The organism is Stenotrophomonas sp. 63632_Sma, assembly GCF_056482875.1.
Map to the genome: position 1 here is coordinate 2,358,065 of NZ_CM151220.1, position 20,622 is coordinate 2,378,686.

General features: G+C 66.3%; 18 protein-coding genes. 11 read left to right on the forward strand and 7 right to left on the reverse strand.

The annotated features are described in order from the left end of the window. The first annotated feature begins 153 nt into the window (after nt 1–153). The 5 genes from ptsP (at nt 154) to ACZK45_RS11035 (ending at nt 7,362) form a co-directional block, all read left to right on the forward strand. A complete protein-coding gene (gene ptsP, locus ACZK45_RS11015) occupies nt 154–2,664 on the forward strand; it encodes a phosphoenolpyruvate--protein phosphotransferase (RefSeq protein ID WP_478444621.1) in 2,511 nt (836 codons plus the stop codon). Then, nucleotides 2,661–3,617, forward strand: coding sequence for a 1-phosphofructokinase family hexose kinase (locus ACZK45_RS11020; protein ID WP_253143166.1), 957 nt, complete (start codon nt 2,661–2,663; stop codon nt 3,615–3,617). Before ptsP ends, ACZK45_RS11020 begins: the two co-directional genes overlap by 4 nt. 74 nt (nt 3,618–3,691) lie before the next feature. Next, nucleotides 3,692–5,398, forward strand: coding sequence for a PTS fructose transporter subunit IIC (locus ACZK45_RS11025; protein WP_478444622.1), 1,707 nt, complete (start codon nt 3,692–3,694; stop codon nt 5,396–5,398). A gap of 14 nt (nt 5,399–5,412) precedes the next feature. After that, nucleotides 5,413–6,666 carry a carbohydrate porin gene (locus ACZK45_RS11030; RefSeq protein ID WP_478444623.1) on the forward strand — a complete coding sequence of 418 codons (1,254 nt, stop codon included), beginning with the start codon at nt 5,413–5,415 and terminating at the stop codon, nt 6,664–6,666. A 96-nt stretch (nt 6,667–6,762) separates the two neighbouring features. Next, nucleotides 6,763–7,362, forward strand: a complete 600-nt coding sequence (locus ACZK45_RS11035) for a fasciclin domain-containing protein (RefSeq protein ID WP_198283157.1) — start codon at nt 6,763–6,765, stop codon at nt 7,360–7,362. A gap of 138 nt (nt 7,363–7,500) precedes the next feature. Here the strand turns inward: ACZK45_RS11035 and ACZK45_RS11040 are convergent, their stop codons facing one another. Both ACZK45_RS11040 and ACZK45_RS11045 read right to left on the reverse strand, forming a co-directional pair. Then, nucleotides 7,501–8,022 carry a DUF6622 family protein gene (locus ACZK45_RS11040; RefSeq protein WP_478445885.1) on the reverse strand — a complete coding sequence of 174 codons (522 nt, stop codon included), beginning with the start codon at nt 8,020–8,022 and terminating at the stop codon, nt 7,501–7,503. 96 nt (nt 8,023–8,118) lie between these two features. Then, on the reverse strand, nt 8,119–8,955 hold the full coding sequence (locus tag ACZK45_RS11045; RefSeq protein WP_478444624.1) for a S1 family peptidase: 837 nt from the start codon (nt 8,953–8,955) through the stop codon (nt 8,119–8,121). A gap of 189 nt (nt 8,956–9,144) precedes the next feature. Between ACZK45_RS11045 and ACZK45_RS11050 the strand changes: the two genes are divergently transcribed. Then, nucleotides 9,145–9,423, forward strand: a complete 279-nt coding sequence (locus ACZK45_RS11050; protein ID WP_012511098.1) for a hypothetical protein — start codon at nt 9,145–9,147, stop codon at nt 9,421–9,423. A 31-nt stretch (nt 9,424–9,454) separates the two neighbouring features. Here ACZK45_RS11050 and ACZK45_RS11055 read toward each other — a convergent pair whose 3' ends face one another. Beyond that, nucleotides 9,455–10,324: a methylenetetrahydrofolate reductase gene (locus ACZK45_RS11055; RefSeq protein ID WP_197615226.1), complete on the reverse strand. Its 870-nt coding sequence runs from the start codon at nt 10,322–10,324 to the stop codon at nt 9,455–9,457. Next, a complete protein-coding gene (locus ACZK45_RS11060) occupies nt 10,324–11,238 on the reverse strand; it encodes a LysR substrate-binding domain-containing protein (protein ID WP_478444625.1) in 915 nt (304 codons plus the stop codon). The genes ACZK45_RS11055 and ACZK45_RS11060 overlap by 1 nt, the downstream gene beginning before the upstream one ends. A gap of 176 nt (nt 11,239–11,414) precedes the next feature. Here ACZK45_RS11060 and msuE point away from each other — a divergent pair, with 176 nt between their 5' ends. From msuE to ACZK45_RS11075, 3 genes are read left to right on the forward strand one after another with little or no spacing between them, the layout of a single operon-like run. After that, nucleotides 11,415–11,996, forward strand: coding sequence for an FMN reductase (gene msuE / locus ACZK45_RS11065; protein WP_032127268.1), 582 nt, complete (start codon nt 11,415–11,417; stop codon nt 11,994–11,996). Between the two features lie 58 nt (nt 11,997–12,054). After that, a complete protein-coding gene (locus tag ACZK45_RS11070; protein WP_121503311.1) occupies nt 12,055–13,032 on the forward strand; it encodes a DUF1852 domain-containing protein in 978 nt (325 codons plus the stop codon). Nucleotides 13,033–13,070: 38 nt separating this feature from the next. Continuing rightward, nucleotides 13,071–14,105: a methionine synthase gene (locus ACZK45_RS11075; protein ID WP_180837136.1), complete on the forward strand. Its 1,035-nt coding sequence runs from the start codon at nt 13,071–13,073 to the stop codon at nt 14,103–14,105. Here the strand turns inward: ACZK45_RS11075 and ACZK45_RS11080 are convergent. Beyond that, nucleotides 14,062–14,685: a hypothetical protein gene (locus tag ACZK45_RS11080; RefSeq protein ID WP_258015729.1), complete on the reverse strand. Its 624-nt coding sequence runs from the start codon at nt 14,683–14,685 to the stop codon at nt 14,062–14,064. The genes ACZK45_RS11075 and ACZK45_RS11080 overlap by 44 nt on opposite strands. 24 nt (nt 14,686–14,709) lie before the next feature. Then, nucleotides 14,710–14,922, reverse strand: a complete 213-nt coding sequence (locus ACZK45_RS11085) for a hypothetical protein (RefSeq protein WP_012511105.1) — start codon at nt 14,920–14,922, stop codon at nt 14,710–14,712. Between the two features lie 245 nt (nt 14,923–15,167). Between ACZK45_RS11085 and ACZK45_RS11090 the strand changes: the two genes are divergently transcribed. After that, a complete protein-coding gene (locus tag ACZK45_RS11090) occupies nt 15,168–16,415 on the forward strand; it encodes an SLC13 family permease (RefSeq protein ID WP_197615182.1) in 1,248 nt (415 codons plus the stop codon). 34 nt (nt 16,416–16,449) lie between these two features. Here ACZK45_RS11090 and ACZK45_RS11095 read toward each other — a convergent pair whose 3' ends face one another. After that, nucleotides 16,450–18,102 (reverse strand): ABC transporter ATP-binding protein, encoded by a 1,653-nt coding sequence (locus ACZK45_RS11095; RefSeq protein WP_478444626.1) that lies wholly within the window; start codon nt 18,100–18,102, stop codon nt 16,450–16,452. A 113-nt stretch (nt 18,103–18,215) separates the two neighbouring features. Between ACZK45_RS11095 and ACZK45_RS11100 the strand changes: the two genes are divergently transcribed. Continuing rightward, entirely contained in the window at nt 18,216–20,606 is a 2,391-nt protein-coding gene (locus tag ACZK45_RS11100; RefSeq protein WP_478444627.1) for a TonB-dependent receptor plug domain-containing protein, read from the forward strand. Nucleotides 20,607–20,622: the final 16 nt, after the last annotated feature.

The following is a 20,622-nucleotide window of genomic DNA, read 5'->3' on the forward strand; positions in this document are numbered from 1 at the left end:
AACCGTTCCCGGAAACTTTCGCTGCTCGAGGCCGGATGGCCATTCAGGACAATGCTAACGCCAAAGGACTATTGGCTTTTTGTGCAGTGCACATTGAAATAGGAACTGGGAACGTTCCCAATACGCCACAGCACCCCCTTCCCGGAGCCCGCCTTGCAGCCCTTGACCACCCCTGCCCCCGTCAGCCGGGAACTGATCCGCCTGGATGCGCGGGCGCTCGACAAGGCCGACGCCATTGCCCAGGTGGCGCAGATGCTGGTCGCCGCCGGCTGCGTTGCGCCCGGTTACGAGGCCAGCATGGGGCGTCGTGAGGTGTTGGCGAACACCTTCCTCGGCCATGGCGTGGCCATTCCGCACGGATTGGGCGAGGACCGTCACCTGGTGCGCCGCGATGGCATTGCCGTGCTGCAGTTTCCGGAAGGCGTGGAGTGGAATCCGGGTCAGGTCACCCGCCTGGTGGTCGGCATTGCCGCCCAGTCCGATACCCACATCACCCTGCTGCGCCGGCTGACCCGACTGATCCAGGATGACGCAACGCTGCAGCGCCTGTTCACCACGGCAGATGCGAGCGAGATCATCAGCGCGCTGACCGGCGATGTTGCGACCACGGCCCCCAATGTGCCGGTGACTGACCTGGCCGACCGTTTCGACTGGAACATCGCCTATCCCAACGGGCTGCACGCACGCCCGGCCACGCGCTGGGCCGAGACGGCGCGCAGCTTCGCGGCCCGCGCACAGGTCCGTGCGGGCGATCAGGCTGCGGATGCCAAAAGCCTGGTGGCGCTGCTGCAGCTCGGGTTGCGCCATGGCGACGCGGTCAGCGTGTCTGCCGAGGGCGCCGATGCCCCAGCCCTGCTGGCCGCGCTGCGTAAGGTCATGGACGGGCTGATTGCGCAGGAAAAGGCCGATGCCGAGCGCGCGGCGCAGCGCAAGGCCGCGCCGGTTGCGGGCTGGAATCCGCCTGACGCACAGGCGGCGATCGTCGGCATCGGCGCCAGCCCTGGCCTGGCGATTGGCCCGGTGCATGTACTGGCCAGCACGCGGGCAGAGGTCGCCGACCGCCCCACCCCGCTCGGCGAAGGCGGCGCGCGCCTGCAGGACGCGCTCAGCCGCACCCGCCAACAACTGGCCGCACTGCAGGACGACACCCAGCGCCGGCTCGGCGCCTCGGATGCGGCAATCTTCAAGGCGCAGGCCGCGCTGCTCGACGACACCGATCTGATTACCCGTACCTGCCAGCTGATGGTCGAAGGCCATGGCGTTGCGTGGTCCTGGCACCAGGCCATCGAGCAGATCGCCTCCGGCCTGGCGGCACTGGGCAACCCGGTGCTGGCCGCGCGCGCCGCCGACCTGCGTGACGTGGGCCGGCGCGTACTGGTACAGCTTGATCCGTCCGCGGCGGGTGGCGGCATTGCCGACCTGCCTGCACATCCTTGCATCCTGCTCGCTGCTGATCTGTCGCCGTCCGACACGGCCAACCTCGACACCGGTCGCGTGCTCGGCCTCGCCACCACGCTGGGCGGGCCGACCTCGCACACCGCGATCCTCTCGCGCACGTTGGGCCTGCCGGCGCTGGTCGCCGCTGGCGCAGAGCTGCTGACGATCAGCGCGGGGAGCGAGGCGATCATCGATGGCAGCAGCGGGCGCCTCTATCTGTCTCCGTCCGAGGCCGATCTCGCCTCGGCACGTGCGTGGATCGCCGAACAGCAGCAGATCCGCGAGCGTGAAGCGGCGCAACGCGCGCAGCCGGCACAGACCCCTGACGGCCACCGCATCGACATCGGCGCCAACGTCAACCTGCCCGAGCAGGTGCCGCTGGCACTGGAGCAAGGCGCGGAAGGCGTCGGCCTGATGCGCACCGAATTCCTGTTCCTCGAGCGCGGGAGCACGCCCAGCGAGGAGGAGCAGTACGCCACGTACGTGGCGATGGCCAAGGCACTCGACGGCCGCCCGCTGATCTTGCGCGCGCTCGATATCGGTGGCGACAAGCAGGTCGCCCACCTGGAGCTGCCACGCGAGGAAAATCCGTTCCTCGGCGTGCGTGGCGCGCGCCTGCTGCTGCGCCGCCCCGACCTGCTGGAACCACAGCTGCGTGCGCTGTATCGCGCGGCGAAGGACGGCGCACGCCTGTCCATCATGTTTCCGATGATCACCTCGGTGCCCGAGCTGATCGCGCTGCGCGCCATCTGCGAACGGTTGCGCGCCGCGCTTGAGGCACCCGAAGTGCCGATCGGGATCATGATTGAAGTCCCTGCCGCAGCAGCCCAGAGCGATGTACTGGCGCGCCATGCCGACTTCTTCTCGATCGGCACCAACGACCTGACCCAGTACGTGCTGGCGATCGACCGCCAGAACCCGGAACTCGCCGCCGAGGCCGACAGCCTGCACCCGGCCGTGCTGCGCGCGATCCGCGCCACTGTGGAAGGTGCACGCCTGCATGGGCGCTGGGTTGGCGTCTGCGGCGGCCTGGCCGGCGATCCCTTTGGTGCAATGCTGCTGGCCGGCCTGGGCGTGGACGAACTGTCGATGACCCCGAACGACATTCCGGCAGTGAAGGCGCGCCTGCGTGGCAACGCGCTGACCGATCTGCAAGCACTGGCCAACACCGCGCTGGACTGCGAAACCGCCGAGCAGGTGCGTGCCCTTGATGGAGCGCACGCATGAGCGCCCAGGCCCTCACCGTTACTCTGAACCCGGCGATCGACCAGACCGTGCGGCTGGCGCACCTGCATCCGGGACAGGTGCATCGTGCCTGCAGCTCGCGCGACGACGCCGGCGGCAAGGGCATCAACGTGGCTGCCTGCCTGGCCGATTGGGGCGTGCCGACCACCGCGATGGGCGTGCTCGGCAATGGCAACGACGGCGTGTTCAGCGGGTTGTTCGCCGAGCGCGGCATCGCAGACGCTTGCCTGCGCATTGCGGGCCGCACCCGCACCAACATCAAGCTGGTCGAAGAGGCCAGCGGCGAGACCACCGACATCAACCTGCCCGGCCTGTCACTGTGTGACGCCGATCTGGACGCGGTATCGCGCCGACTCGACGCCCTGCTCCAGCCGGACCTGCCGGTGGTGCTGTCCGGCAGCCTGCCGTCCGGGCTGCCAGCCGATGCATGGGCGAGACTGCAGGCGCAGGCGAGCGCCGCCGGTGCGCGCGTACTGCTGGATACCAGTGGCGACGCGCTGGCCGCGGCGTTGAGCGGCGCACAGGGCGCACTGCCCTACGCGATCAAGCCCAACCGCCACGAACTGGAGGCTTGGACCGGTACGCCGCTGCCGGATCGCAGCGCCCTGCGGGCTGCGGGCCAGGCCTTGGTGGAACGCGGAGTCGCACTGGTAGCGATCTCGATGGGCACTGACGGCGCGCTGTTCATTGATCGCAGCGGCGCTCTGGTCGCGCGACCAGAGCGACTGGCACGCGGCAGCACGGTCGGTGCCGGCGATGCCATGGTCGCCGGCATTGCCGCCGCATTGCTGGAGCCCTCCCAGGATCTGACGGGATGCGCCCGACTGGCAACGGCGTTCTCGATGAGCCGGCTAGAGAGCGGCGACGCGCGACGCCTGGACCCGGCGCAGGTGCGCGCGTGGACCGGCGATGTACTGATCGAGCGGTTGGATTGAAACCCCTGCAGAGGGTGCTGCGGCTGGCCCGCCCCCTCCTGCAAGGACGAACCCGAAGAATTCCAGGAGTGCCCATGCAAGCTTCCACCGTAGTCATCGCCGCAGGCGAACGCAGCATCGAGGCGGTTCTTGCCGCCGAAGCGCTGCGCCGCGCCGCCCGCCAGCAAGGGCTCGAACTGGCGATCGAAATCCGCAGCGACCAGGGCGTGACCGGGGCACTGCCCGCCACGCAGGCCGCCGCCGCAACGCAGCTGCTGCTGGTGGGTGACGGCGAGGCGGATGCCGCACGCTTCGGCAACGCCCAGGTCGTACGCGCCAGCCTCGGTGAAGTGCTGGACGACCCGCTTGCCGTGCTGGCGCAGCTTGCCGCGACGTCGGCAACCGCGCCCACCGCGGACGCCGGCAAGCGCATCGTCGCCGTCACCTCCTGCCCGACCGGCATCGCCCACACCTTCATGGCAGCCGAAGGGTTGCAGCAGGCCGCCAAGGCACTGGGCCACGCGATCCGGGTGGAAACCCAGGGCTCGGTTGGCGCGCAGGACGCATTGAGCGACGAAGAAATCGCTGCCGCCGACCTGGTGCTGATCGCCGCCGACCGCGAAGTCGATCTGTCGCGCTTTGCTGGCAAACGCCTGTTCAAGAGCGGCACCAAGCCGGCGATCAATGACGGCCAGAACCTGATCCGCAAGGCGCTGGCCGAGGCCGGCGTGCAGGCGGGTACGCCGGCTTCAGGCCGCACCACCGAAAAGGCCAGGGCCACCGGCCCCTACAAGCACCTGATGACCGGCGTGTCGTTCATGCTGCCGTTCGTTACTGCCGGCGGCCTGCTGATCGCACTGGCGTTCGCGCTCGGCGGCATCTATGCCTTCGACGATGCACACAAGGGCACGCTGGCCTGGTCGCTGTTCCAGATCGGTGCCAAGTCCGGCTTCATGTTGATGGTGCCGGCACTGGCCGGTTACATCGCCTACTCCATCGCTGATCGCCCGGGCATCGCGCCGGGCATGATCGGCGGCCTGGTCGCGGTCAACATGGATGCAGGCTTCATTGGCGGCATCCTGGCCGGTTTCATCGCCGGCTACGGCGTGCATTGGATCAACCGTGCGCTGCGCCTGCCGCGCAGCCTGGAAGGCCTCAAGCCGGTATTGATCCTGCCAGTGCTGGGCACGCTGCTGGTTGGCCTGTTGATGATGTACGTGATCGGCACGCCGGTCGCCGGGCTGCTGGCCTGGCTGACCGACTGGCTGCGCGGCATGCAGGGCAGCAGCGCCATCCTGCTCGGCCTGCTGCTGGGCGGAATGATGGCGGTGGACATGGGCGGGCCGGTCAACAAGGCCTCCTACGCGTTCTCCACCGCACTGATTTCCAGCCAGGTCTACACGCCGATGGCTGCGACGATGATCGGCGGCATGACGCCGCCGCTGGGCATCGCGTTGGCCACATGGCTGTTCAGCAACCGCTTCACCGCCGAGGAGCGCGGCACCGCCGGTGCCGCGGGCGTGCTCGGTCTCAGCTTCGTGACCGAGGGCGCGATCCCCTACGCCGCACGCGATCCGCTGCGCACCATTCCGGCGCTGATCCTCGGCTCGGCCGTGGCCGGTGCGATCTCGATGGCCGCAGGCGTCGAGCTGAAGGTGCCGCACGGTGGCGTGTTCGTGCTGCCGATCCCGAACGCAGTCACGCACCTTGGCGTCTACCTGCTGGCATTGGTGGCCGGCGTGGCCGTCACCGCCGTCGCGCTGCGCGTCCTCAAGAAGCCGGTCACGGCTCCCACCCTGTAAACGGAACCTCGCCCATGACCTCCCCTTCCCGCCGCCTGTTGCCGTTAGCGATCCTGCTGGCCCTGCCGTCCGTGGCCGCAGCCGCCGACGCGAGTGACGTCTTCACCCCCAAGCTGGCATACACCGGCGAGGCAGCCGCCACGCTCGATGGCGGCAAGCGCGGCGGCACGGCGTATGCCGGCCAGCTGATGTTCGGTGCCGACGTGAACCTGAACGCTGCGTTTGGCTGGCGGGGCGCGACGATCAAGGCCTACGGCATCAACCGCCATGGCACCAACCTGGACAACAGCCGTACCGGCAACAGCACCTCGGTGCAGGAAATCTACGGCGGCCAGGGCACGCGCCTGGCCAACCTGACGCTTGAACAGAAACTGCTGAACGACCGTTTGGTGCTGGAAGCCGGGCGCAGCGTCGCCAACATCCATCACCTCGGTTCGGAGCTGTGCCAGTACTTCCAGGGCAATTCGGCCTGCGGCAACCCGACCTACGTGTTCCGCACCAGCAGTTTCACCTGGTGGCCGGTATCGAGCTGGATGGCCGATGCCACGGCCTGGGTGACGCCCGATGTCTATGTGCGCGTCGGCGCCTACCAGGTCGATCCCAGCCAGGCCGAGGACGGCCAGCACGGCCTGAAATGGAGTACCAGTCAGGCCACCGGCTGGATCGTGCCCTACACGCTCGGTTGGCGCAGCCCTGCTTCGGCACGACTGAAAGCCCGCTACGAACTCGGTGGCTGGCAGGACAACTCGACCTATCTGGATCCGCTGCGCGATGCCAACGGCACCCCGGCGCTGCCTAGTGGCCAGGACTACGCGAACCGCCGTGGTCGCTCCGGGGTGTTCGCCCGCTTCGAGCAGCAACTCACCGGGGATGGTGCCGGGCGCGGCCTGACCCTGTTCGGTGCGGCGCTCAAGGGCACCTCCGGCCAGCTGATCGAGGATCATTTCCTGCAGGCGGGCGTGGTGCAGAAAGGCACGTTCGCCGGCCGGCCGCAGGACAGCATCGCGTTCGTTGTGACCCAGCAGAAGTACAGCAGCATCGCCTTGGAGGACCTGCGCCTTGCCCGTGCCGCGGCAGGCGGTAGCGGCACGCCGCACGGGAGCCAGGTGATGATGGAACTGAGCTATGGCATCCAGCTCACCCCGCAGCTCCGGATCGCACCGAACCTGCACTACATCGTGCATCCGGACCAGTTCAACGAACCCGCCCGCCAGCGCGACCTGCCGAATGCGTTGATCGCCGGCATGCGGGTTGATTGGAGCCTGTAAGCAAAGCCAATGGCGGCCTTCCTGCCGAACTGCGTGGCGCGAAACGATTGGAGCAGAATCCGCTGCATCCAATCCGCGCCCCGGGCCGTAATGAGGATGCCCGCGCATTGCGGGCGCCAATCCGAGGGTCGCACCGTGAACGCTCTCCAGAGAATTTCCGCCGCAGTCAGCCTCGCCGTCCTTGTTTCAGCAGCTTCTTCCAGCTTCGCCGCCAACACTGTCATGGTTGGTGGCGCAGCGATGTATCCGACCAAGACCATCGTCGAGAACGCCATCAACTCCAAGGACCACACGACCCTGGTCGCCGCAGTCAAGGCGGCGGGCCTGGTCGACACCCTCAACGGGGCGGGTCCCTTCACCGTCTTCGCCCCTACCAATGCAGCCTTTGACAAGCTGCCTGCCGGGACTGTCGACACCTTGGTTAAACCGGAAAACAAGGCACAACTGACCAAGATTCTTACCTACCACGTGGTGCCAGGCACCTACACTTCCGCGCAGCTCGTTGCAGACGCCAGGAAGCATGGCGGGAAGGCGACGCTGAAGACCGTGCAGGGCGAACCACTTACGATCTCTCTCCACGAAGGCAAGCTGTGGGTTATCGATGCCAAGGGAGGCAAAGCGGGCATCAGCATTGCTGATGTAGGCCAGTCCAATGGCGTGATCCACGTGATCGACACTGTACTGATGCCGAAATGATGCGGCTTTGGGCAGCGGGCATCCGGAACGATGCCCGCTACCAGCATGCTGAGCTGGGGGCCCCGCCAGTGGCGGCGCACCTTCCTGCCCGTGCCACTGAAACCAGCATTAGCGTGACGCGTCACGCGCAAATGAGGTTCAGGTTGCCGCTTTCCACCCTTTCGCCGCCGCGTCCAGTCGCAACGAGGCCAGATAGCAGCAGTACTTGCCAATGAAGAGGCCGGTGAAGCCCCCTGACAGCAGCAGGTAGGCCGCACTGGCGCCGGCATTGGCGATCAATGGCGGCGACACCGCAAATGCGACTTCGAAGCCGTACTTCACCAGGAAGGTGATCAGCAGCAGCGGCAGCAGGCTGAAGTCCGCGTTGCGCCAGAGCGTTCCGGTGGCGCCATCCAGGGTCAGCTTCACGTGGCCCAGCAGCAGCCACCCCAGTGCCGCGCCGGTGCCGATGCCGGCCAGCCACTTGCCCCAGGCGCTCCAGGACACTCCATAGCGATGGCTGATCGACCAGGCGCCCCAGACGGTGAACAGCGCAGGCACGACGGCCAGTTTCTGCAGTGACGTTTCGCCCGGCTTCATCGCGGCAATGCCGCGTGTGACCAGGAACGCCAGGAGAAGCCAGACCCAGGCGGGTGTCTGCGAGACGATCTGCTGGAGCATGTTCACGAGCGGTCCCCTTGTGATGAGTGGTAGCGAGGTGTCCTCGCCATGGCGCTCACTATTGGCAATCACGCGGCCCGCGGCCAGTGACAGCTGTCAGTCTTCGAGTGTTACGGAGCGGCGGTAGTCGGGCGCGCCCAGGACGCTCTCGATCCAGCCCACATAGCGCGATACCCGCACGTTGTGCACCACCTGGCCATAGAAGCCGGCTTCAAGAGCATGCTCGGGAACGGCGCTGATCCACGAGCCCAGCCCCACCAGCTGCCACGCGCCGTGTTCCCCGATGACCAGCGGGCCGCCACTGTCGCCGTTGCCCAATACGCCTTCCAGTGGGAGGCCCTGTGGCGGGGCATCGAACCGATACCAGAGGTAGCGATCATTGCCACCGGTAATGGCGTTGTATGCGCGCCGCAGCGATGTGCGATGCGGCCCGCCCGGCACCAGTCCAATCGCCCCATTGCCAGTGGCGCCCTTTCCGATCAAGGCGGCGACCTGCGTGACCTCGGCACTGCCGCGATAGAGCGACACGGGCTGCACATCGTTCACGGGCGCTGCGAGCCGGATCAGTGCAATGTCATCCGACCCGGCAAGGAACGCATGGATCTTCGCCGGGCTCCCCGTCGCCAGCGCCTCCTTACCCAGTGCGTCGGGCATTCTCCTGTAGCCGGGATGCACGACCACACGTTCCACGCCGTAGTCCTTGCCGTTGATGGTGATGGCCTGCCCCATCCCTTCCATCGGCGCGGCATGCGCTGCTGTCAGCACCCACTGCGGCGCGATCAGAACGCCCTGCCCTTCGCCCGGCATGTCAGCCAGGGCCGGAAACTCGGATCCCTCGATCCGGTATCGGGCATCGTCCACATCGTGGCGGATGACAACGGCTCCGGCAGCGAGCGGCAGCGCGGCAAGCGCGAGGAACAGCCAGCGGATCATGGGGGACGTCATCCTTGCGGTCAGTCGCTGCAGCCTAGCCGAACACCTCCCGCGAAGGGAAAACGTCCGACCAACCTCACGTGTTCGACGACGAATGCGGGAGAACCGGCCCCGAAACCGGGGCGGCCACGGGCCTTTAACAGCCTGCCTCTATGCTGGGACCTCATTGGAGACCCACGAGGTATGACCATGACCAAGCTGCACACCCTGATGTTGACCGGCTGCCTGCTTGCACTGAGCCCACTGGCCTCGGCCGAAACCGTGAACCTGACCAACAGCGCCGACGGTGCCAATCGCGATGCGGGCATCGCGGCGGTCAAGAAGAAGCTGCAGGACGCGTGCACCGACCGCAAGGGCTCGCCCGATGCGGCTTCGTTCGAGGTGGTCTTCGAGAAGACCAGCGAGAACCCGAACGTACCCAAGCCGTACTACGTGGACGGCAAGATGAAGTGCGAACTGCCGGGCTGAAGGGCCCAGCCACGCGATCATCGATAGAGCATCAAACGTTGGCGGTCGACGTGCGCCGCCGGTACCGCTCTATCCAGCCCAGTGATGGCGCAATGCCACCGAACGGGAAGAAGTGCGGGCTGACCGGGCCATGGGCGTCCGTCAGCCCACTCAGCAGGCGATCCATGAACACCTCCGGCCCTGCCGTTCCCAGCAGCCGGCCGATCGAGATGCCGTACCGCGCCAGCATCGATGCACTGGCACCCACGCCGCACATCGCGGCGTAGCGCGCCAGCCGCGCAATGCTGGCCGGGCCCGGCACGCCCACCAGTACCGGAACCGTGATGCCACGGGCGCGCAGCGCATCCAGCCAGGCCAGCACGATATCGGCATCGAAGGCGAACTGGGTGATGATCAGCGGTGCCATGCCTCTCGCCTCGATGGCCTGGCATTTGCGTTCCAACACGTGCCACCGGTCCTCGGCGGTCATCACCGGATGGCCTTCCGGATGCCCGCCGATGGCCACAACCTTGATGCCGTAACGCTCAAGAAGGCCGGTCTCGATGATCGAGGTACTGTCGGCAAACGGCCCTGCGGGCGCGGAAAGATCACCGGCGATCAGCAGGCACTTCTCTACCCCCGCTTCGCTGGTGGCGCGTTCCAGGAACCGCGCAAGCGCCGCACGCGACCCGATGCGGCGGGCAGAGAGATGGGGCATCGGTTCGAAGCCGAGTTCGCGCACCGTGCACGCGGCCGCCAGCCGGGCGTCGTCGTCCTCGCTCGCCAGGTAAGGGATCGAGATCGTCGTTCCCGGAGCGATGCGATCCGCTTCCGCACGCAGTGCCGGCATGGCCTTCGCGCTCACTTCCAGAGAAAACGCGTCGATGAAGGTTTCCGTCCGCTGCGATCCAGGTGCGGGCATCAACGGGCTCCGCCTGCATTGCCGGCGATCGGCGTGCTGTTCCGGGCCAGCTCGACGAAGGCCTGCAGATAGTCGATACCCGTATCGGCCTCACGCGCACCCAGGTAGATCTGCTTGGGAATGCCCTTCGCCCCCAGGCGCACCGGCACCACGTCCATGCGTGCGGCATATTCCTCCACCAGCCAGCGCGGCATCGCGGCCACGCCACGGCCGCTGGCCACCATCTGCATCATGATGTCGGTGGTTTCGATGGTCTTGTGGCGCCGCGGCGTGATGCCGGCCGGCAGCAGGAACTGGTTGTAGATGTCCAGGCGCTCGAACGGCACCGGGTAGCTGATCAGCACTTCCTGGCCGAGCTGGCGCGGCTTTACGTGATCCACCTTGGCCAGGGCGTGATTCCTGGCCACCACCAGCACCTGCTCGTAGTCGAACACGGGCACGAACTTCAGGCCCGGCTTCAGCAGCGGATCGGGCGTGACCAGCAGGTCGATCTCGTAGCCGAACAGCGCGCCAATACCGCCGAACTGGAACTTCTGCTTTACGTCCACATCGACGTCCGGCCAGGCGGCCAGGTACGGCGAGACGATCTTCAGCAGCCACTGGTAGCAGGGATGGCATTCCATGCCGATGCGCAGTGCGCCGCGCTCGCCCTGTGCGAACTGGCCCAGGCGCTCCTCGGCCAGGTCCAGCTGCGGCAGCACGCGGTTGGCCACCGCCAGCAGGTACTGCCCGGCCTGGGTCAAGCGCAGGCTGCGGCCTTCGCGCAGCCAGACATCGGTGCCGAGCTGCTGCTCCAGCTTCTTCATGCTGTGGCTCAGGGCTGACTGGGTCAGGTTGGGCACGCGGGGGGGGGGGGGGCGGGGGGCCCGTTGCTCGACCTGCTGCACGATGCTGAGGTGGATCCGTTCCAACATGACGATGAATACCGCTCATGGATTGGTGAAGTAATACCATTTTACGTCATGGAAGGGCATGACTAGGATCGGGTCATGCCTTCGGTTGCCTGCCAGCCCGGTCACCTCGCCGGCCTGCAGGACTGCGCCCCCGCAGATCGCCCGAAGGAGTTCCCCCTCCTGCTGAAAGCGAACAGATGACCCGCCCCCTCCGTATCGTCGCCGTCTCCGGCGGACTGCAGCGCCCCTCCAGGGCTGCAACCCTGGCCGAGTACCTGCTGGACCTGATCGGCGAGGACGTTGCCTGCGAGCCGCACCTGATCGAGCTGGGCGAACTGGCGCCGCAGTTGGCCGGTGCGCTGTGGCGCTCGCAGCTGCCCGAGGCTGTGGAGCGGCAGCTGGTGGCCGTTGAACAGGCAGACGTACTGGTGGTGGCCACGCCGGTCTACCGCGGTTCGTACACCGGCCTGTTCAAGCACTTCTTCGATTTCATCCACCAGGATGCGCTGGTCGACACCCCCATCCTGCTGGCCGCCACCGGCGGCAGCGAGCGCCACGCACTGGTGATCGACCATCAGCTGCGGCCGCTCTTCAGCTTCTTCCAGGCGCGCACCCTGCCCCTCGGCGTCTACGCCACCGACCGCGATTTCGCCGAGGGCCGCGTGCACAACGAGGCCCTGATCCAGCGCGCACGGCTGGCAGTGCAGCGGGCACTGCCCCTGCTTGCCCTGTCCCATCGCGCAGCGCCTGCCACTGCCGAGACCGCTGCAGTGCTTTGAATGCCGAATGCCAGCGACCCGCATTCGGATGTCACCCCCGCAACCCGGAACGCCGCCCATGACGACCGAGAACTTCACCTTCAGCATCACGCGCATCCCTTTCAACGAGGACTACCAGCCCGCTGACGGCACGCGCATCACCACCAACTTCGCCAACCTGGCTCGCGGCGAGTCCCGCCAGGAGAACCTGCGCAACACGATCAGCATGATCAACAACCGCTTCAACGATCTGGCGCACTGGGACAACCCGAGTGCGGACCGCTACGCCGTTGAGCTGGACATCATCTCGGTGGAGATGCACATCGATGGAGCCGACGGCAGCGATCCGTTCCCGCTGATCGAAGTGCTGCGCCCGACCATCGTCGACACGCACACCGGCGCGCGCACCGAGGGCATCGTCGGCAACAACTTCTCGTCCTATGTGCGCGACTACGACTTCAGCGTGGTACTGCCGGCCAGCAACGAGGGAAAGGCCACCTTCGGCATTCCGGAAGGCTTCGGTGATCTTCACGGCAAGCTGTTCCAGCACTTCCTGGAATCGGAGGCCTACCGCGCCAATTTCAGCAAGGGGCCGGTAATCTGCATCAGCGTCTCCAGCAGCAAGACCTACCATCGTACCGAGAACCACCATCCCATCCTGGGCGTGGAGTATCGCCAGGGCGAGTTCTCCCCCACCGACCAGTACTTCGACAAGATGGGCCTGCAGGTGCGCTATTTCATGCCGCCGGGCAGCGTCGCGCCGCTGGCGTTCTACTTTCAGGGCGACCTGCTGGGCGACTACTCGAACCTGGAGCTGATCGGCACCATCAGCACGATGGAGGCATTCCAGAAGATCTACCGGCCGGAGATCTACAACGCCAATTCCGTGGCCGGCAAGGTCTATCAGCCCAGCCTGAAGCACCAGGACTACTCCTCCACCCGCATCGTCTACGACCGCGAAGAGCGCAGCCAGCTGGCGGTCAAGCAGGGCAAATTCACCGAAGAGCACTTCATCAAGCCGTATCGCGCCGTGCTTGAGCAGTGGGCTGCCCGCTGATCCACCGATTCCCCATTCGCCCCAGGACACAGAACGCAATGTCGACGAAGAAACTGCTCCCTACCTCCACCGCCGGCAGCCTGCCCAAGCCCTCCTGGCTGGCAGAGCCCGAAAAGCTCTGGTCGCCCTGGAAGCTGCAGGATGAAGGCCTGACCGAAGGCAAGCAGGATGCCCTGCGCCTGTCCCTGCAGGAACAGCAGCACGCCGGCATCGATATCGTCAGCGACGGTGAGCAGACCCGGCAGCACTTCGTCACCACCTTCATCGAGCACCTCAGCGGCGTCGATTTCGAGAAGCGCGAAACCGTGCGCATCCGCAACCGCTACGACGCCAGCGTGCCGACCGTGGTCGGCGCCGTGAGCCGGCCCAAGCCGGTGTTCGTGGAGGATGCGAAGTTCCTGCGCCGGCAGACCACGCAACCGATCAAGTGGGCCCTGCCCGGCCCGATGACCATGATCGACACCCTGTACGACGCGCACTACAAGAGCCGAGAGAAGCTGGCCTGGGAATTCGCGAAGATCCTCAACGAGGAAGCGAGGGAGCTGGAAGCCGCTGGCGTCGACATCATCCAGTTCGACGAGCCCGCCTTCAACGTGTTCTTCGACGAAGTGAACGACTGGGGCGTGGCCGCACTGGAGCGTGCGATCGAAGGACTGAAGTGCGAGACCGCCGTGCACATCTGCTACGGCTACGGCATCAAGGCCAACACCGACTGGAAGCAGACGCTGGGCTCGGAGTGGCGCCAGTATGAAGAGTCGTTCCCGAAGCTGCAGACCTCCAACCTCGACATCATCTCGCTGGAATGCCACAACTCGCACGTGCCGATCGACCTGATCGAGCTGGTGCGCGGCAAGAAGGTGATGGTCGGCGCCATCGATGTGGCTTCCAGCACGGTGGAGACGGCTGAAGACGTGGCCAGCACCCTGCGCAAGGCGCTGCAGTTCGTGGATGCCGACAAGCTCTACCCGAGCACCAACTGCGGCATGGCGCCACTGGCCCGTGAAGTGGCACGGGGCAAGCTGCGTGCGCTCAGCGAAGGGGCAAGGATCGTGCGCGAGGAACTTTCGGCGTAGCCTTGGCCGGGAACGCACTCCCTTCCGGCCGCCGGGTTGACGGAGCCTGGCCTGGTATCGACCAGGCTCCACCCCGCCCCGGCACCTCGGGCCTGGCCAGCATCGCCGGGGGCCGCGGCGCCAGCGCCGCCTTGATCCGTCCCATCTCCCCCGCCCCGGCCTCGGCCAGGCGGCGGGCCTGCTGCCGCTGCTCCCGCGTAGGCGCCGGAGGTGATAGAGCACCGGTATCTACCAGCCGCGCCACCGCATCGCGCAACCGCAACTGCGGGCAAAGCCGGGCGGCACACCATCGCTCGGCGTAGCGCTTGGCCTGGCGAGCATTCACGGCGGCCACGACCTTGGGCTGGGGTGATTTCCGCGCGGCGAGGAACAGGCGGACGCCGAGCACGGCATGCGGCACGACGCTGGCCACACAGCGGCCGTTCCACCACAGGTCCCAGCGGTCACCGCTCTGCACCCAGCCGGAGGGCCGGGTAGCGGTCATGAAATCGGGAGGGCTGGAGGGTGAATGCATGGCCCGAAGAATACGGTCGGCCGTCGCATGGAATGAGATTGCGGATTTGCGCTGGCGACCTCTCAACGCTTCTGCCGTAGCGAAGCCCTCTCACCACTCTGGGCCGAGCAGCTTCTCCACCTCGGTTTCGAGCTTCTTTGCGGCTTCGGCCTGCGAGGCTACCTTGATGCACAGCCCGGACTGCGCGGGACCCGGAGTCAACTGGTAGCGGTTGATGGTGCCGCCGCCGTCGCCATCCAGCTCCACCCGGGCCACCAGGGTTCGGCCGTTGGCATTGAAGATCCAGTCCCGGTATTCGGACATCGTTGATTCCATGCGTGAGACTTTGAGTGGCCTTCACTCTAAGCGGAGCGACGGTGAAGAGCGCCCGAAGAAAACGTTCGCGGAGCGTGGGTGCCGGGGGCACGCGGCAAGCAGACAAGCATGGGCTGGGCTCCACAGCTCGGGCGCGGCTCACGGAGTATGATGCCGCCTTCCCCGAACTGCCGTGATTGCAGCGGGCGCGTTCCTGCGAGGTACGCGTCGGCGCCGCTGAGACACCCCGCCCGATGCTCGCTTCCTACTCCTCTTTCCTCATCTGGGCGGCCGTGGCCATTGCCACCGTAGGCCTGCTGTTACGGCCATTCCGCATTCCGGAGTACGTGTGGGCACTGGGGGCTGCTCTTCTGCTTCCACTGCTGGGAGCGATGTCGGTCGGCACGACCTTGCACGCGGTGGCCGAGGGCCGCGATGTCTATCTGTTCCTGGTCGGCATGATGGTGCTGGCCGAACTGGCCCGGCGCGAAGGCCTGTTCGACTGGCTGGCGTTGTACGCGGTCCGTCATGCGGGAGGCTCGGGACGACGCCTGTTCGACCTGGTGTTCCTGGTCGGCACGCTGGTGACCGTGTTTCTTTCCAACGATGCCACGGCGGTGGTGCTGACCCCGGCGGTCTACGCAGCCTGCAAGGCGGCCCGTGCCAACCCCCTGCCCTATCTGTTCGTCTGTGCGTTCATCGCCAATGCGGCCAGCTTCGTGCTGCCCATTTCCAACCCGGCCAATCTGGTGGTGTACGGCCAGCACATGCCGCCCTTGATGCAGTGGCTGGCACAGTTCGCGCTGCCGTCGCTGGCCGCGATCGGCGCCACCTATCTGGTGCTGCGCTGGGTGCATCGGCGCGAGATCGCGCAGCCGCTGGTGGCGGCGCCGGCGCATCGCCCGCTGACCGAAGGCGGCCGGCTGAGCGCGCTGGGCGTGTTGTTCACCGGCACCGTGCTGCTGGTGACCTCCGCACTGAACGGCCCGCTCGGCCTGGCCACGTTCTGCGCAGGCACGCTGAGTGTGGCACTGGTGGCGATGCGCCAACGACGCAGCCCGTTGCCGCTGCTGCGCCATGTGTCATGGGGCGTACTGCCGCTGGTGGCCGGCCTGTTCGTGCTGGTGGAAGCGGTAGCACAGACCGGTGTCATCCAGGCGGCGGCCAGCGCGCTGCAGGCCGTGGCGCAGGCATCACCGCACCAGGCCAGCTGGCTGGCCGGTGGCGCGGCGGCGTTGCTGAGCAACGTGGCCAACAATCTGCCGGTCGGCCTCGCCGCAGGCTCGCTGGGCCAGATGGCCGACCTGCCGGCACAGACCCGCGCCGCATTGCTGGTCGGCGTGGACCTGGGCCCCAACCTGTCGGTGACCGGCTCGTTGGCCACGATGCTGTGGCTGGTGGCGCTGCGCCGCGAGGGCGAGCATGTCAGCGCGCTCGACTTCCTGCGCGTCGGCGCGCTGGTGATGCCGCCTGCGCTGATCGGGGCCTTGTTGCTGCTCTAGGTCTGGCGCGGGTCGGTCGCCATGACCAAGCCGCTCAGCGATCGCCCCCGAGATCAATCACCCGGTCAGTCGGGCTCACGATGCCTCGCCGATGGGTGATGGCCACTACGGTTACATCGTTCGCCAGTGCGCGGATATGGTCCATGATCTCGCGTTCGGTGGCCTCATCCAGCGCGGAGCTTGCCTCGTCCAGAAACAGGATCGCCGGCTCGCCATACAGTGCACGGGCAATCGCGATGCGTTGGCGTTCCCCGCCGGACAACTTCAGGCCCCGCTCGCCCACCGTGGTTTCCAGCCCCTCGGGCAGCGCCTCGATCAACGGCAGGATCGCAGCCTTGCGTGCGGCATGCCGCAGCCGATCATCATCACGCGCGCGCCCGAGCAGGATGTTGTCGGCCAGGCTTTCGTTGACCAGGATGACATCCTGCGGAACCACCGCGACAGCGGCATGCCAGGCCGCACGGTCGATCCGGGACAGGTCAAGGCCATCGACCAGGATCCGGCCACGCTGGGGATCGATCGATTTCAGGGCGAGCTTGAACAGCGTCGACTTCCCTGCCCCGGTCGGCCCGATCAGGAAATTGATGCCGCCACGTTCGGCCTCGAAGGACACATCGCTTACCCCGCGACCGTTGCCATAGCGGTGGCTGACCCGCTCGAACGCCAGCCGGCCGCTTTCACCCGCAAAGCGCTGGGCATCGGCCACCTGCTGCTCCTCGGGCGCCGCCCACAAGGTGGAAAGCGGAGCCAGCATGCTCCACGAGCGCGCAACGTCATCGATCGAACGGGCGATCATCTCGAACGGCATGTTGAGCTGGAGCAGCAGCAGATTGAACAGGACGATGTCGCCGACGCTCAGGCCGCCGCTCTGGTAGCGCGGCAGCAACAGGTGGAAGGTAACGATGAACTCGACCGCCAGGCCGATGCCCAGCAGCGCAATGAAGCCGATCCGCCGCAGTACGTAGGCGCGCCAGCTGTCGCGCACCTCCTGGGCCTTCTGCTCGAAGCGCTGCACCATCCAGCCGCTGCCGCCGAACTGGCGCAGCGTCTCCATGGCATTCATGGCATTGCCGACGAAGCGCGCGTTCTGCTGGCCGGCCTCGACCGCAGCTTCGCGATGGATGCGTGCGCGCCGGGTAGCGATGGCGGAAAGCGTGACGGCTACCGTGCCGTAGGCCAGCACGATGGCCACCACCTGCAGGTTGATCAACGCACCCAGCGTTATCAGCGTCAGCAGGATCTGCAGCGCACTGGGAATGAAGGCCACCAGCCCCAGCTGCACCACGATCTTCAGCGCGCCACGGCCTTTCTCCCCTGCAACCTGCAGCTCGGCGGCGTTGTACTCCAGGAAGAAGCTGTTGGTCTTCTTCAGCAGACGGGCGAAGTAGCGGGTACTGGTGATGAAGCCAAGATTCTCGCCGCTGAGGAACGACAGGTACTGCACGGTGTTCTGCAGGGCGCTGCCAGCGCCAAGCATGACCGCATACAGCAGGAAGCCGCCCGCGAGAGCGCCGACCCCGTCGATGGGCAGACGGTCGATCAGACGTGAGAAAAGATAGGGCGCCGCAACATTGGCCAGGCTGGACAGCACGACACTGCCGGCGATGAGCAGCAGCAGCCTGCGGTCAGCCTTCCAGTACGTGCCCAGGATTTCAGCGACGGGCGGCGGAGCAGCAGTCTTCTTCATCGGCCTGGTTCCGGCGTGGACTCAACCCCAGAATGATATGCTATAACATATCCATTCAGGAGCGACGTAGCCACGTCGCAGGCCACTTTCGGATGGGATCGATGGACCGGGGAATGACGAACGTATCCGCTGCCATGCCACGCGCGCTCATGGCCCTCAGCATTGCCGCTGCACTGTTGGCCAGCGTGCCTGCGATCGCCCAGAACCCCGGCGATGCCCGGCGTTCGCGGGCCGCAGGCGCAGCACCCGAGGCGCCGACCGCCACCCTGGACAAGGTGCTGGTGGTCGGCAGCAACATCCGCGATGCCATTGGCGGAGGCGCCTCGCCGGTGATCGTGATCGACAAGGAGGCCATCGACCGCACCGGCGTGGCCACCGTGCAGCAGCTGTTCGAGAAACTGCCGCAGAACTTCGGCGGTGGCGCCAATGGGGCCAACGTCGCCAACCTTGGCGTCGACCGCGATACCGGCAACAACTTCGGCCAGGGCACCGCCATCAACCTGCGCGGTCTGGGAACCGGCACCACGTTGACCCTGATCAACGGCCACCGCGTGACCTCGTCGAACCGCTACCAGTACGTGGATGTCTCGCTGATACCGCTGAGTGCGGTGGAACGCGTGGAGATCCTCACCGATGGTGCCTCGGCCATCTATGGCACCGATGCGGTCGGCGGTGTAGTCAACATCATCCTGCGCCGCGACTTCACCGGGTATGAGACCGCTGTGCGTTACGGCGCCGTGACCACCGGCGGCATGGAGGAATACCAGGCCTCGCAGTCGGCAGGCTGGTCGTGGGATGGTGGCCATGTGCTGGCCAGCTACGAGTTCCTGAAGCAGAGCAACCTGCCGGCGGTGGACAAGGATTTCTCGAAGAACGTGCGGGTCAAGCCGTACGACCTCTATCCCGGTTCGAAGCGCCACAGCCTGTACGTGGACGGCGTGCAGCAGCTCAGCGATGTGCTGACCCTGAACGTGACCGGCTCGTTCGCCAAGCGCGAGATGGACACCACCATTTCCGGCACGGCCGACGAAACCCGGTTGTTCCCGCATACGCGCCAGTTCGACCTGTTCGCGGGACTCACCCTGGATCTTCCACGCGGGTGGCAGGCGCGCCTGAATTCCGGGTTCGGCAGGAGCGATGTGTCCTATCAGCGCACCACCATCACCGGCAGTTCGGCCAGTACGGCGCCACCGACCGATACGAACTCCGAATCCCGCTACCTGGATGTGGTCGCCGACGGAGAGCTGTTCAGCCTGCCCGCCGGTGGGGTTCGCGCGGCATTCGGCGCGGGCTATCGCCGCGATGGCTATGAACTGATCGATCACCGCGGCCTGGAAAAGCCGCTCGATCTGCATCGAACGATCAGGTCCGCCTTCGGCGAGCTCAACATCCCGCTGCTGAAGGACATGCCGGGCGTGCGCAGCCTGTCCTTCACTGCGGCAGCGCGCTATGACGATTACAGCGATTTCGGTTCCACGCTGAACCCCAAGTTTGGCCTGCTGTGGGAGGCGACCCAGGGGCTTTCGTTCCGTACCAGCTATGGTCGTTCCTACCGGGCGCCGGTGTACCAGGACATGCAGTTGAACAACACCGTGGTGGTGGCGAACGTGCCCAACCCGAGTGCAGCCAATGGCAACACCATCCTGATGATGCTCTCCAATGGCAATCCCGATCTGGGCCCCGAACGGGCCAAGACCTGGACCGGCGGTTTCTCGTTCGCGCCGCCGTCGCTGCCGGGGCTCAAGATCGATGCGAACTACTACCACATCGAATACGCCGACCGTATCGGCAGCGGCTTCGGCGGCAGCTTCCCGTCGCTGTTCCTGCAGTCCACCGCACCTTACGCAGACATCCTGACCACCAATCCCACGCAGCAGCAGATCCAGCAGGCACGCCAGCTGGGCGTATCGGGGCTGGGCCTGTTCGTCTCGCGCGTGGGGCCGTATGCGTTGCCGCCAGGCACGGACGAAACCAACAGCCAGGTGATCCTCGACAACCGCTTCCGCAACAACGCCTTTACCCGGCAGCGTGGTGTCGACTTCAGCGGATCCTATGGCTTCGATGCCGGCCAGACCCACATCGGGCTGAACCTGGCCGGGCAGTACATCATCGAGTCGAAGCGGCGCGTGACCAGTACGTCGCCCGAGGTGGATGCGGTGAATTCGGTGTACTACCCGGTGGACCTCAAGATGCGCGGTGGCATCGCGCTGAGCCGGCAGCAGGCCGCGGCGGGGATCTTCGTGAACTACGTGGACAGTTATCGCGACCCCGCCAATGTCGCCCGGCCCCACATCAGCTCCTGGACGACCGTAGATCTGAACCTCGCCTACCACTTCGGTGCATCGGCGGACCCGCAGCGTGGCACCTCGCTTGCGTTCAACGTGCAGAACCTGCTCGACCGGGATCCGCCGTTCATCGTCAACAGCATCAACACCGGCTACGACCCCACCAATGCGACAGCGCTGGGCCGCTTCCTGTCCATGTCGCTGACCCACCGCTGGTAAGCCGCCATGCGCGCCG

Bases quoted from the DNA above. Each gene is read 5' to 3' on its own strand.
- ACZK45_RS11020 (WP_253143166.1), top strand. From the start codon at position 2,661: ATGAGCGCCCAGGCCCTCACCGTTACTCTGAACCCGGCGATCGACCAG.
- ACZK45_RS11025 (WP_478444622.1), top strand. From the start codon at position 3,692: ATGCAAGCTTCCACCGTAGTCATCGCCGCAGGCGAACGCAGCATCGAG.
- ACZK45_RS11030 (WP_478444623.1), top strand. From the start codon at position 5,413: ATGACCTCCCCTTCCCGCCGCCTGTTGCCGTTAGCGATCCTGCTGGCC.
- ACZK45_RS11035 (WP_198283157.1), top strand. From the start codon at position 6,763: ATGCCCGCGCATTGCGGGCGCCAATCCGAGGGTCGCACCGTGAACGCT.
- ACZK45_RS11040 (WP_478445885.1), bottom strand. From the start codon at position 8,022: ATGCTCCAGCAGATCGTCTCGCAGACACCCGCCTGGGTCTGGCTTCTC.
- ACZK45_RS11045 (WP_478444624.1), bottom strand. From the start codon at position 8,955: ATGATCCGCTGGCTGTTCCTCGCGCTTGCCGCGCTGCCGCTCGCTGCC.
- ACZK45_RS11050 (WP_012511098.1), top strand. From the start codon at position 9,145: ATGACCAAGCTGCACACCCTGATGTTGACCGGCTGCCTGCTTGCACTG.
- ACZK45_RS11055 (WP_197615226.1), bottom strand. From the start codon at position 10,324: ATGCCCGCACCTGGATCGCAGCGGACGGAAACCTTCATCGACGCGTTT.
- ACZK45_RS11060 (WP_478444625.1), bottom strand. From the start codon at position 11,238: ATGTTGGAACGGATCCACCTCAGCATCGTGCAGCAGGTCGAGCAACGG.
- msuE (WP_032127268.1), top strand. From the start codon at position 11,415: ATGACCCGCCCCCTCCGTATCGTCGCCGTCTCCGGCGGACTGCAGCGC.
- ACZK45_RS11070 (WP_121503311.1), top strand. From the start codon at position 12,055: ATGACGACCGAGAACTTCACCTTCAGCATCACGCGCATCCCTTTCAAC.
- ACZK45_RS11075 (WP_180837136.1), top strand. From the start codon at position 13,071: ATGTCGACGAAGAAACTGCTCCCTACCTCCACCGCCGGCAGCCTGCCC.
- ACZK45_RS11085 (WP_012511105.1), bottom strand. From the start codon at position 14,922: ATGTCCGAATACCGGGACTGGATCTTCAATGCCAACGGCCGAACCCTG.
- ACZK45_RS11090 (WP_197615182.1), top strand. From the start codon at position 15,168: ATGCTCGCTTCCTACTCCTCTTTCCTCATCTGGGCGGCCGTGGCCATT.
- ACZK45_RS11095 (WP_478444626.1), bottom strand. From the start codon at position 18,102: ATGAAGAAGACTGCTGCTCCGCCGCCCGTCGCTGAAATCCTGGGCACG.
- ACZK45_RS11100 (WP_478444627.1), top strand. From the start codon at position 18,216: ATGACGAACGTATCCGCTGCCATGCCACGCGCGCTCATGGCCCTCAGC.